Genomic DNA, 12186 nt, shown 5'->3' with positions numbered 1-12186 from the left:
CTACTCCGTTAGCTTGCGGTACAGCGTCGGCAGGCGGCTGGGGAGGATCTCGATGTCGCCGAGGATCTCGTAGCCGATGTCGCCGCACATCTGGCCGAGGTAGTCGTGGCCTTCCTTGTCGACGGTGAGGGCGAAGGGGATGATGCCCTTGTGCTTCGCCTCCACCAGCGCCTTGTGCGTGTCGTGGATCGCGTATTCCTTCTCGGTGCGGTCGCGGCCGTAGCCGTGGTCCTGGGGACGGCCGTCCGACACGAGGAAGAGGATCTTCACCTTCGCGTCTGACTCGAGCAGCTTCGCGGTGGTGTGGCGGATGGCGGGCCCCATGCGCGTCGAGCGGATTGGCGTGACCTTGTCCACGCGCTTGCGGACGTGCTCGCCGAAGGTCTCCTCCAGGTCCTTGATGACGTAGTACTCGACGTTGTCGCGCCCGTAACCGGAGAAGCCGTAGATCCCGTAGCGGTCGCCGATAGCCTCGAGGGCCTTGATCAAGAGCACCAGGCTCTCCTTCTCGAGGTCGATGATGCGCTTGGGCGGGTCCATGAGCTGCTGCGTGCGGCGCTGGGCGAGCCAGGCGAAGTACTTGCGCGGGTCATCGTCGAAGTCGTCTTCGTCTTCCTTGCGCTTGCGCTTTTCGATCTCCTCGTCCGTTGAGGCGGACATGTCGAGGAGGAAGGCGACGGCGACATCGCGCTCGATCTTGTTGCGGCGCCAGTAGATCTTCGGGACTTCGCCGTGGCCCGCCTTCTTGTTGACGATGAAGTCGATGGCGGCGTCCATGTCGATGTCTTCGCCGTCTTCGAGGCGCTTGATCTTGCGGAAGATCTCCGGGCGCAGGAGCTCGAACTGGCGCTGGGTCTCGGCGACCAGCGATGAATGCTCCCGCAGGGTCTTTTCGTAGAACTCCTCGGTGCCTTCCTCGAGGACGCGCTCGCGCACGGCGCACCAGCGGGGCTTGTAGTCGGCGGCGCGGAAGTCCCACTCGTCGTAGTAGTAGGTGCGGACTTCGTGGGGCAACTCAGGGGCCTCGGGCTCCTCCTCCGAGGGCGCGCCCTGGCGGTCAGACTCGTACCTGGTGTCCGAGATCGGCGTGCCGGCCTCTTTCTCGAGGTTGGTAAGGAAGAGGCCGATCGTGGAGGCGAGGTCGCCTTCGGCCATGCCGGTGATGTTGATCTCGACGGACTTCTCAAGGAGTTCCTTCAGCTGCTCCGGCGTGAGCGGCGACATGCCCTCCGCGCCTTGCTGCTCCCCGCCCTGGTTCAGGCGCAGGCGCATGAGGAGTTGGACCAGCTCCGGCTTGAAGTCGCCGCGGAAGTCGACCTGCTCCGGGCTGGAGTACTCCATCTCTTCGCCCTGGAGAGAGTCGAGGGCCTCGGACCCCTGGGTGCCGGCCTCGCCGGCAGCGACGCGCATCATCTCGAGGTCCTCGGCCGAGAGGGTGTCCCAGTCGAGGTCCTGAAGGGCCTCGGGCGGGATGTTGGGGATCATCTCGACGATGTCGTAGAGGAGCAGGGTCGCCTCGGCGGAGTCTTCGACCATGGCCCCGGCCTCGCGGATGCGGTCGAGGACGGCGATGCCCTGGGAGAGGAGGGGCATGAGGGGTCGGGGGAACTGGAACAGGGGCTGGTCTGCGGGTCCGTCGCCCGCCTGGCCGGCGTTGCGGCCGCCTCCCGGACGCGGCTGGACCAGGGAGGCGCGGACGAGGTTCTCGATGAAGGCCTCTTTCAGCGGAAGCTGGCGGATGTCGGGGCGGCGGTCGAGCTCGCCTTTCTGGACGCGGCTGGCGGCCTGGCGGATGCCGCTGTACTCGCGCATGACGTAGGAGTCCACGCGGACATCCTCGACGATGGTAAAGAGGTCGGAGCCCACCTGGCGCTGGGGGAAGAGGTCGAAGAAGCGCTCCATGTCCGTCAGCCACTGGCGCTTCTTGATCGCGCCCTCACGACGGCGGGCGCGCTCGACCAGGTGTCGCTGGCGCTTGAAGAGGGCGCCGGGGCGGGCGTAGTTGAAGGTGAAGCTGCCAAACTCGAGGTGGGCAGCCTGGTGGGTGGCGAAGACCTTGTAGACGGCGAAGTTCTCGGCCTTGGTCGCGAACTCCTCCACGAACTCGGGGAGGTAAATCGAGGTGCCCTCGGTACTGGCGCCGCGTTCGGCAACCCAGCCGATGCCCTTCTCCTCGAGGGCGGCGACCGGATGGATGCTGATGTTGGTGCCGGTGAGGGCCTTCGAGTAGAGGCGGAGGAGCTCGGCGACGTGGTCGAGGTCGATGCGGGCGGAGAGGGACTGGATGACCTGTTCCGCCTTGCCGGACTCGAGGCGGAAGTAGGCCTCACCGCCCTCGAAGCTCTCGCGCAGGATCTCCAGGCCGGCCGCGTGGTAGTCCTCCATTTCGTCGATGCGGAGCCGGACCATGACCTCGGGGGCGGCCTTGAGAAAGGACATGGCGGCCACGGGCGAGAGAGGCACAAGGCGGTCCGCGAGGTCGATGAGGCGGCCGTGGTAGTGCTCGTCGACCTCGCGCAGGGCGGTGGCGCCTTCGGCGAAAAGGGTGTAGGCCTGCCGGCCGATGCGGCGGGCTACCCGGGCAGCGAGATCGAGGTAGCGGCTGCGCTCGTCGGGGGCGATGTGGCGGATGAGCTCGGTGCCCTTTTGAAAGTAGAGGTTGCTCTCCGGCCAGGAGGCGTCGGCGACCGCGGCGGCGAAGTCGAGGAAGGCGTGGCGGTCGGCGCGGTCCATCTGGCCGAAGGCCGCGATCGATGACTCCAGGCAGGCGGCGGCGAGCTCGGCGGAGCGCTCGGAGATGCTTTCGATGATGCGGACGAGCCGGCCTGTCTCCGACAGGGAGAGGCTGTGGAAGAGCACGGGACAGCCGGCGAAGAAGTCGGAGGCCAGGGAGATTGACTTCCAGGTGCCCTTGTAAAGGCGCTGCCCCAACGCGGCCCACTCCGCGATCTGGATGCCGGCCAGGTGTGGCAGAGCGGTCGGGGAGGCGCGGAAGTAGGCGCCGGCGATGGCGGAGGACAGCTCGGCGAGCTCCTTGCCGGAGCGCACCCACTGCTTGAAAGTGGGCTCGTCCATGTTCGGCCGCAACATCGGGCTGACGCGGAAGAAGTCGGCGGCAGCTTCCCAGGAGCGGAGGGAGTGCTGGGCGAGGTCGAGGGCTTCCTGGAGCCAGTCGGTGAGCTCGGCCTCGGAGAGGACGGGCTGGAGCTTGTCGAGGGCGTCGTGGAAGGCCTCCGGGAGCGAGGGCGAGTAGCCCGCAAGCTTCTCTTCGACCTGGCGGATCAGATCCAAACCTTACCCCCGGCCCGTCCCCGTTAAGGAGAGACAGTCTTGTCCTGGAGCGTTCGGCATGGCGGGCCCGCCAGCCTTCCGGCAGGCATGGGTGAACCCGCGAGTGTGCCGTGCGTTCATTCTAGGGGGAAGGCGGCGGTGGGGGCGAGCCGATCTGCCGCAAAGCAAGCGTTATCGACCCTCGGTAACCGTTCGTTTTCAGGCATCACGGCCTATGTCACTGGCCGGAAGGCATCCTGTCCCGAGCGACCCGGCAGCCAGCGGGACTGCGCGGCAAGCGCGCTGCCCTACAATTTCGCCAACGGTGCCGAACAAGCCGCACGCCAGCCGGCTCGCGATTGTTTGCGTCGCAGCTCTGTTGCTCGCCGCCGTTGCCTGCGGCGGCGAGCGCGAGCCTCGTGAGGCGGGCCCCTCACGCAATCAAGGCGAGCCCCGGCCCTTCCTAATGGGCGTCAGCTCCGTGCCCCAGCGCCCGTCCGACGCCTCCTACCGCCAGGCCTTCGAGTTCGCGGCCTCCGCCGGCGAAGTGATCCTCGTGCAGCGGGTCCCGCCCTGGGAGGAGTTCATCCCCGGCGGCACGATCTCCGATCGCACCGAGCGACTCACCAGGCTGGAACGCGAGCTGGCCCGGGCGAACCGCCTCCAGCTCTTCCTGGCGATCGACCCCACAGACCCGGCCGACCGCGGCCGCCTGGCCGCTCTCCCAGACGACCTCCGTGGCCGCGACTTCACCGACGGGCGTGTGCGCTCCGCCTTCGTGTCTTACGCCAAATACCTTGCCCTGAACTATCGCCCGGCCTACATGGCCCTCGGCGTCGAGGTCGACATGTTCTTCAACCGCCGCGGCGACGCCGCCTTCCGCAGCTTCCAGAGCCTCTACTTCGAGGCCTACGACGCCGTCAAGGACGTTTCGCCCGACACCCTGGTCTTTCCCACCTTCCAGTACGAGAACCTTCAGGCGCTCCTGCAGTTCGGGCAGGCCTCACAGCCGGCGTGGGCGCTGGTGCCACGCTTCGAGCCGAAGATCGATGCCGTCGCCGTTAGTTCCTTCCCTGGCTTCGCCTTCGGACGCATCAACGCCCTGCCCGAAGGCTACTACGCTCAGTTGAAGACGCGCTTTCAGAAGCCCCTGATCCTGGCCTCCATAGGCTGGACTTCCGGGCCCTCGCCCGAAGGCGGCAACCTCGAGGGAGACCAGGCCGCTTTCCTGCGCCGCGCCCTGGCGGAAGCGGAGGCGCTCGGGTCGACGCTGGTGGTCTGGTACCTTGGCCGCGACGTCCAGGACGATCCTCTCCCTGCCTTCGCGCCCCTGGCGACCAGCGGCCTCTACACGGCCGACAACCGCGCCAAGCCCGCCTGGCTCATCTGGCGCACCTACCGCGACCGCCCCCCGCCTTGAGGAGGCGGGCCTCCAAAGCTGCGCAGCTGAGAGCTGCGAAGCTCGGGGCATTCCGAGCCCTAGGTCGCCGGGGCGGACGCGACCGTCAGCAGCGCCCTTTCGAGCTTCGCGCGAGCTTCTTCGGCGACTTCGCGCAGGCCGGGATTGTCCGTCATCGCCATCATGTCCCGGGGGTCCAGCGCCGCCACCACGCTGCCTCCGGCATCGTCCTCGTAGACGATAACGTTGCAGGGCAGCAGGAGGCCGATGTCGCGCTCCTTGCTCAGGGCCTGATACGCCAGCGGAGGGTTGCAGGCCCCGATGATGTCGTAGCGCCGGAAGTCCGCCCCCAGCTTTTGCTTCAGCGTCTCCTTCACGTCGATCTCCGTCAGCACGCCGAAGCCCTCGGCCCTGAGCGCCGCCTTCGTCGCCTCCAGGGCGTCCTCGTAATCGCGCTCAGTGCGGACGAACAGCCCATACTTCTTCTTTTCCACGGCCTTCCTCCACCTTCGAGGTTAGGGCGCGCGGCCGGGGACCGGCAGGGCCATTCGGCAGCGGCCAACAGGTGTTGGGAGGCAGGAAGCGGGACCCGTGAAGTAGCGACCGAAGCAAGAGCACCGGCCTCCCGACCCGGGACGGGTTCTGCCCCGGCTGTCTCTGCCGCGGATCGGGCCTTCCCTACGGGATCTCGCGCGCGCAGGCGACGATCATGTCCCGCGCGAGGTCGACGCTCAGGCGGTCGGTGTTGAGGCAGACGTGGTAGTGGCTCGCGTCCAGCCAGTCCATCTGGTAAGCGCGGCGGAAGAAGTCGCGCCGCTGTCTGTCGGACTGCTGGACCGTCTCGCGCGCCTGCTCGGCCGGGACGCCCTGGGCCGCCGCCAGGCGTTCGGCGCGCCGCTCGACCGTGCCCGTGAGGAGCACGCGCAGCACGCCCGCGCGGTCGCGTAGTATCGCCTGGCCGGCGTGGCCAACGATCACGGCGTCCCCGCGGTCCGCCAACTCGCGCACCACATGCTCGATGAACTGGCGGTAGTCGTCCGAGGTGAGGATCGATTGCCGCTGGCCCGGCGCCGCCGGCTGCGCGTCCTCGGTCTCCGAGGCCGAGGCAAGGCGGCGCATCATCCGCTCGATGAACGTCGGCGCGCGCTCTGCTGCGGCCACAGCCACCACTTCCGGGGACACGCCCGCTTCGGCTGCCGCCTGCGATAGGATCTCCCAGTCGTAGTAACGGTAACGCAGCTTCTCCGCCACCGCCCGGGCGATCGCGCCGCCGTTGGCGCCTATCTGGTTAGAGAACGTAACAACCCCCGCCGTCATCGGCCCCTCCGCGCCCACGGATCGAGGGCAGCATAGACCTGCGGCAGGACGAGCACAAAGAGAGAGCGGGGGCCCGGGGTCCTAGTCCTCTGCGCTTCCCTAGGGCCGCGCCTGCACGCGGCCCCAGCCGATGATCGCTTCCTCGATAGCGGACTGGAGGATGCGTTCGTTCAGGGTGCCGGTGACGACGCGCGTGATCACGCCGTTGGCGTCGATGAAGTAAGTCGTGGGCATCCCGTCGATGGCGTAGCGCCGCACCACCGCCTGCTGCGGGTCGTAGCCGAAGGCCGAGAGTTCGACCTTCACTTCATTCAGGAAGCGCTGCGCGGTCTTCAGCGACTCGCCGTTGTTCATGCCGATGACCGCCAGCCCGCGAGCCTCATAGCGGCGGACCGCCGCTTCCAGCGCAGGCATTTCGGCCTTGCAGGGGCCGCACCAGCTGGCCCAGAAGTTCAGGGCCACGGGCCGGCCGCGGTAGTCGGAGAGGCGCTGCCGCCTTCCCTCGAAGTCCGAGAATTCGAAGTCCGGCGCCAGGTTCCCCGGCCGCAGCCCTACCTCGTAGCCCGAAACGGCGGGCGTCCGCACGGAGGCATCCGCCGGCTCCAGGGCGGCGTCGGCAGCATCGCCCCCATCGCTCGTGTCGAAGAGGAGGCCTGCCTGCCACAGTGCCAGCAGCGCCAGGCCGACAATGGCGGCGCCCGCGCCGAGCCGGAGCAGCGTGGCTCGCGTCCCCGGGACGCCCCGGGTCATCTCCGCGGGCTCCTACGGCCTCGCGCTGGCCCCGGCGGCTTGACCCACGCGCGTGGCGTCGCGCCCGGGCGCGGGCACGCTACGCCCGCACTGCAGACAGCGCCACTCGGGGTCATCGCCAGCCGGCTCCAGGTAAGCATCGCCACGACAGCGCGGGCAAGCGCGAATTCGAAAGCTCAGCCCTGGCCGCTTCACCATTTTACTGCCTCCTTCCCGGCCCGCTCCCCGCGGCCCTGGCGGAGCCGCGTGACGCCCGCCCGGGCGAGGCGGGCGGGTGCCTCCGGGCGCGCTTCCAGCGTATGGCCGGCCCACGCGGCATCCATTACGGCGCGCCTACAGCCCTGTAAAACGTGTGTGAAATGAGCGGCCGGCGCGGCGCCGGGCCGGCGGGAGACCTCGGCCCCATCCTGGCCTGGCAGGCGTTGGTTTGACGTCAGCGGCCCGATGACCACATGCTGAGTCGAAGGTCGGACCGGCGGCCGGACCGCCGGCGCTGGCCAGCCGGGGACACAACGGCTGACATGCTGACCTGCTGAAGTCCTGACATGGCGCTCAAAGCTGTCTTCTTCGACATCGGCTCCACCCTCTGGAGATCGCCGGCCGAGGACCCCGGGGCCCTTGCCTATTGCTACGGCCGCGGCCGCGAGTACCTTGTCCGCCACTACGGCGACGCTCCTTCAATGGAGGAGCTCATCGAGGCCGTCGAAGGCTACTTTGCGGAGTGGGAGGACCGCTGGAAGGCCGACGTTACGCTGGTCCACCAGCCTCCGACCACCGACTTCGTCCGAGATGCCTTGCTCAAGCTCGGCCTCGACCCGCCGCACGACGTGCTTGCGTCCTTCACCGATGCAGTCCTCGAGACCAGCGTCTACACGGCGAAGACGCTCGAGCCCGAGCCAGGCATGCCCGAGGCGCTGGAGGCCCTGCGCGGACTCGGCCTGCGCCTTGCCTGCGTCTCCAATGCCTTCATGGGCGCGGGCGTGCTCAACCGCATCCTGGAGGAACGCGGCCTGGGCGCGCACTGCGAGCTCACGCTCTCGTCCTGCGAGCTCGGCGTCCGCAAACCCCACCCGCGTATCTACGAGGAAGCCCTGGAAGCCCTCGGCGTCGCGGGTGCGGAAGCGGTCTTCGTCGGCGACCGCCTCGACGCCGACGTCGAGGGCCCCGCCCGCCTCGGCATGCGCACCGTCCTTACGCACCAGTACCGCCGCGAAGACCCCGGCGGCGCCAGGGTCGCGCCCGACGCAGTCATCGCCCACTTATCCGAGCTACCAGGCGTCCTCAAGCGCTGGCTCGCCTGACGCACTCGCCGAGCGCAGCCGTGCTGACCAGCTGAAGCGCCAGGTTCCGGCGGCCCGACGATCTGATATATTTCCCGCACCCCCGCCGTCTTCCGGACGCGAATGGACTGACCTACGAAGGAGCTCCACCGTGCCTCACCCTGCGCTAAGTGCCGAAACCATCACCATCAAGGGCCACAACGGCGACGAAATCGAAGCCTACTACGCCAGGCCAGCCGGCTCCGGCCGGCGTCCCGGTGTCGTCGTCATCCATCACGCCCCCGGCTGGGACGAGTGGACGACCGAGGTCTGCCTCAAGCTGGCGCGCGCCGGCTACGATGCCATCTCGCCCCATCTCTACCACCGCGCCGGCGGCGGGCCTGAGCCCGGCGACATGGCAGCCATGGTCCGCGCCATGGGCGGCCTGCCCGATGCCCAGGTCATGGGCGATATCGATGCCGCCGCCAGGTATCTCAAGTCCCTGCCCACCTCGAACGGCAAAGTCGGCTGCATCGGCTTCTGCTCCGGGGGCAGGCACGCCTATATCGCCGCCGCCCTCGTCGAGAGCATCGACGCCGCGGTCGACTGCTGGGGTGGCGGCGTCATCGTATCCGACCCCGCGCAGCTGACGCCGAACCGCCCCGTGGCGCCCATCGACTACACGGCCAAGATCCGCGTGCCCTTGCTGGGCATTTTCGGCAACGAAGACCGCAACCCGGACGTAGAGCAGGTCAACAAGACCGAGGAGGAGTTGAAGAAGCACGGCAAGACCTACGAGTTCTACCGCTACGACGGCGCCGGCCACGGCTTCTTCGCCACGGACCGCGCCGGCTACCGGCCGGAGCAGGCCGTCGACGGCTGGAAGAAGGTCTTCGCCTTCTACGAGAAGTACCTGAAATAGGAGGGCTGAAGGCAGAGGATGGGGAGTGGCGCTCGGCAGGAGCCTCCGGCCGAACGACCACCATCACCACTCTCCGCTAGCCCTTTCTAGCCACCGACCACCATCACGACCGTCCGAGGAATTGCCGATGTGCACCTATATCACCGAGACCACTCCCATCGCCGGCGCGGCCAAGGGGCCGAAAGGCTGGGTCACCGTCGACACCGCGAACGTCTACTACGACCACCCCCAGGCCGCGCCCTACGACCACACCCTGAACATTGACTTCGTGAACCAGCGCGAGGGCGCCCCCGTGCGGGTCGCAGTCGAACTGACCGCGGAGTCCGCCCTTGCCCTGATCGAGAAGATCCAGGCCGCGCTCGAAGCCGGCCGCCGCGAGCACGCCCTCTAGGTCCCGTTACCGGGTGCCGGAGCCGCCGGCTCGGCGCTCCGGCGGGCCTTCTCCACGTCTGTCAGCTGAGTGGCATGCCGGACGCCACAGCGCCAAGCCCGGCCTGCCTGGCTAACGGTGCTGATCGATTGCGCGGGCTGCCTCAGGCTCCCCACGGCGCACAAAGTCGGATAGTATCCACAGACCTTCGTCTCCCACAGCCGGACCAGTCGAGGAGGAGCCCTCCATGCCCTACACGGTCGTAACAGTTGCACGCTCGCTCGGCGCCCGGGGCGAGGAGGTCGCGCATGCCGCCGCCGGGGGACTTGGCTATCGCTATGTCGACGACGAGATCGTCCTGCGGGCAGCCGAAAAAGCTGGCGTCTCACCGGAAGCGGTGGAGCGGGCGGAGCAGAGGCGGCCGCTCATGCTGCGCATGCTGGAGGCCATGGCCACCGCCCCCTCTCCCGAGCTCGCGGAGTGGAACCCGGCCTTGCTCGCCCCCCAGGCCAGTTCGGAGGCTTACCAGGCCTTCATCACCGAGGTCATACGCGAGACCGCGCAGGCAGGCCGCGTCCTCATCATGGCTCACGGCGGCGGCATTCACCTCGCGGGCATGCCCGGCGTCCTCCGTGTCTTCGTGACCGCATCGCCCGCGGTCCGCGCCCAGCGCCTCGCGGCTGAAGCGAAGCTCGAGCAGCGAGCGGCCGAGAAGGCCGTCGCCGACTCCGACAAGTCCCGCGCCGACTTCCTGCGCCGGTTCTACGGCCTCAGGGAGGAGGGCCCGAGCCACTACGACATCGTCCTCAACACGGACGTGCTCACGTCCGCGGAGGCCGCCGCCATCATAGTCGCGGCCGCCGGAGCCGCCTGAAGCGCCGGGCGGCGTTGTCCATCCGCCGGGGACCCGCGGCGAGGTACATGTGGTTGGCACCTTGCGTCTCGCCGGGCGCTCCAGCATGTCCCGCCGTCGCGCATCCCGCGATGCCTCAAGACAAACGCGGTTAGTGGAGGGCTGAGTGAGGCCTCGTAAGCTTGGCTACCTCGACTTTCGCGCCAGGGTGCCCTGCTGCCCGGCCCAGCCGCCAGAGCTGGTGCAGGTTATCCGCGATACGCCTTTGGATTGATGCGTCCGCGCATTTGCCTCGAGGTCGCAGCGGGCCTGGTCTGTGAGGCAGCCGCTTCCGAGATCGCGTTTACGGGGAGTGCGGGGCTGGTCGTACGACCCCGTCAGCCACCTGCCCATCCAGCAAGTAACGCGGTCGCAGTCCAGCGAATGGTTACGAAAAAAGCTCCTCGACCAGCTTTTCGATGCGCGCGCGGACTCCGTAGTGACCCGCATCCGGCCGGCCTGTCCTGCCCTCCCGCCGTGCCTTGCCGCCAGCCCCCGCCTGCCGCCATATGCGGCCGAATCTGAATGCCGGCCACAGCAGCCTTCAACCTAGCCCGAAATCAGTGCATTACTTCGGCAGATGCGCAGACTTCTCGGGGCACTTGCTCCCTCCAGGCCGGTTTGTGCTTGACTATTTCCCGCGCCCCACTAAGATCGATCCACCTTTACGTGCGCGTAAGAGTTGGGAGGCGAGGCCATGCCCGTATTCGCTGACACGCCCGAACAGGCAAAGTTCCGCCAGGAAGTGCGCCAGTTCATCGAGAACGAGTGCCCGGAGCCGCTGAAGGGCATCAACCGCCGCATGGGCGGCGGCATGGGCGCCTTCGGCGCCCCCGAGTTTGCCGACGCAATGAGGACCTGGCGCCAGCGGCTGGCGGCGCGCGGCTGGATCGCCCCGGCCTGGCCGAAAGAGTACGGCGGCGCCGGCATGACCCACATGGAGCAGTTCATTTTCAACATGGAGCTGGCGGAGGCCCGCGTGCCCCCGGGCAGTGGCGGCATCGGCATCGGCATGGCCGGGCCGACGATCATCGTCCACGGCACCGAGGAGCAGCAGCGCGAAAACCTGCCCGGCATCCTCTCCGGGGAGGTGCAGTGGTGCCAGCTCTGGTCCGAACCAGGGGCTGGCTCCGACCTGGCATCGCTCCAGACCCGCGCCGTCCGCGACGGCGACGAATTCGTGATCAACGGCCAGAAGATCTGGACCTCGGGCGCCCAGACGGCCCAGAAGGGCATCCTCCTGGCCAGGACCAATCCTGACGCCCCCAAACACCGCGGCATCACCTTCTTCATCCTCGACATGAAGACCCCGGGCATCACCGTCTCGCCGCTGACGCAGATGACCGGCCAGCAGGGCTTCAACCAGGTCTTCTTCGACAATGTCCGCGTCCCGGCGAAGAACGTCGTCGGCGAGGTCGACCGCGGCTGGTACGTCAACACGACGACCCTCGACTTCGAGCGCTCCTCGATCGGCCAGAACGTGGGCACGAAGCACCACGTGCGCGACCTCGTCGCCTGGGCGAACGACGCCCTCGCCGAGGGCACGAGCATGCTCAAACGCAACCCGCTCGTGCGCCTGGAGCTCGCGGACCGTATGGTCGAAGCCCAGGTGGCCCTGATGCTGTCGTTCCGCGTCGCCGACATGCAGAACCGGGGCATGATCCCCAACCACGAGGCCTCGATGGGCAAGATGTACTCGACGGAGCTCTCCCAGCGGGTAGCCCGCACGGAGATGAAGCTCATCGGCCTCTACGGGACGCTCATGGGCGGCCCTTACTCGCCGCGCAACGGGGCCTTCTCCCGCGGCTACCTCGGATCCGTCTCGGCCACCATCGCCGGCGGCACGAGCGAGATCCAGCGCAACATCATCGCCCAGCGCGGCCTGGGCCTGCCGAGGGACTAGAGGGAAGCTGTCAGCCGCCAGCGACCAGCCAGAGGGCCGGGGGACCACCGGCCCTCTCTCTTTCTCGCGGGACCAGGGCCTGTGGGCATGGCCCGCGGAGCCGC

10 protein-coding genes are annotated in these 12186 nt (G+C 68.1%); 6 read left to right on the top strand and 4 right to left on the bottom strand.

What is annotated here, in order from left to right; genetic code table 11:
• On the bottom strand, window positions 1-3291 hold the full coding sequence (locus tag VNN10_00960) for a hypothetical protein (protein HXH20566.1): 3291 nt from the start codon (window positions 3289-3291) through the stop codon (window positions 1-3).
• A 304-nt stretch (window positions 3292-3595) separates the two neighbouring features.
• Here VNN10_00960 and VNN10_00955 point away from each other — a divergent pair, with 304 nt between their 5' ends.
• Window positions 3596-4690, top strand: coding sequence for a hypothetical protein (locus VNN10_00955; GenBank protein ID HXH20565.1), 1095 nt, complete (start codon window positions 3596-3598; stop codon window positions 4688-4690).
• A 59-nt stretch (window positions 4691-4749) separates the two neighbouring features.
• Here VNN10_00955 and VNN10_00950 read toward each other — a convergent pair whose 3' ends face one another.
• From VNN10_00950 to VNN10_00940, 3 genes are all read right to left on the bottom strand, one after another.
• Window positions 4750-5163, bottom strand: coding sequence for a DUF302 domain-containing protein (locus VNN10_00950; protein ID HXH20564.1), 414 nt, complete (start codon window positions 5161-5163; stop codon window positions 4750-4752).
• 184 nt (window positions 5164-5347) lie between these two features.
• On the bottom strand, window positions 5348-5986 hold the full coding sequence (locus tag VNN10_00945) for a cytidylate kinase-like family protein (protein HXH20563.1): 639 nt from the start codon (window positions 5984-5986) through the stop codon (window positions 5348-5350).
• Window positions 5987-6085: 99 nt separating this feature from the next.
• Window positions 6086-6736, bottom strand: coding sequence for a TlpA disulfide reductase family protein (locus VNN10_00940; protein ID HXH20562.1), 651 nt, complete (start codon window positions 6734-6736; stop codon window positions 6086-6088).
• Between the two features lie 545 nt (window positions 6737-7281).
• Between VNN10_00940 and VNN10_00935 the strand changes: the two genes are divergently transcribed.
• The 5 genes from VNN10_00935 (at window position 7282) to VNN10_00915 (ending at window position 12082) form a co-directional block, all read left to right on the top strand.
• Window positions 7282-8037 carry an HAD family hydrolase gene (locus tag VNN10_00935; GenBank protein ID HXH20561.1) on the top strand — a complete coding sequence of 252 codons (756 nt, stop codon included), beginning with the start codon at window positions 7282-7284 and terminating at the stop codon, window positions 8035-8037.
• 130 nt (window positions 8038-8167) lie between these two features.
• Entirely contained in the window at window positions 8168-8917 is a 750-nt protein-coding gene (locus tag VNN10_00930; protein ID HXH20560.1) for a dienelactone hydrolase family protein, read from the top strand.
• A gap of 127 nt (window positions 8918-9044) precedes the next feature.
• On the top strand, window positions 9045-9308 hold the full coding sequence (locus tag VNN10_00925) for a DUF6295 family protein (GenBank protein ID HXH20559.1): 264 nt from the start codon (window positions 9045-9047) through the stop codon (window positions 9306-9308).
• 226 nt (window positions 9309-9534) lie between these two features.
• A complete protein-coding gene (locus VNN10_00920; GenBank protein HXH20558.1) occupies window positions 9535-10161 on the top strand; it encodes a cytidylate kinase-like family protein in 627 nt (208 codons plus the stop codon).
• Between the two features lie 715 nt (window positions 10162-10876).
• On the top strand, window positions 10877-12082 hold the full coding sequence (locus tag VNN10_00915) for an acyl-CoA dehydrogenase family protein (GenBank protein HXH20557.1): 1206 nt from the start codon (window positions 10877-10879) through the stop codon (window positions 12080-12082).
• Window positions 12083-12186: the final 104 nt, after the last annotated feature.

Source organism: Dehalococcoidia bacterium (genome assembly GCA_035574915.1).
Classification (GTDB): Bacteria; Chloroflexota; Dehalococcoidia; order DSTF01; family WHTK01; genus DATLYJ01.
This window is presented reverse-complemented; position numbering and strand designations above follow the sequence as displayed.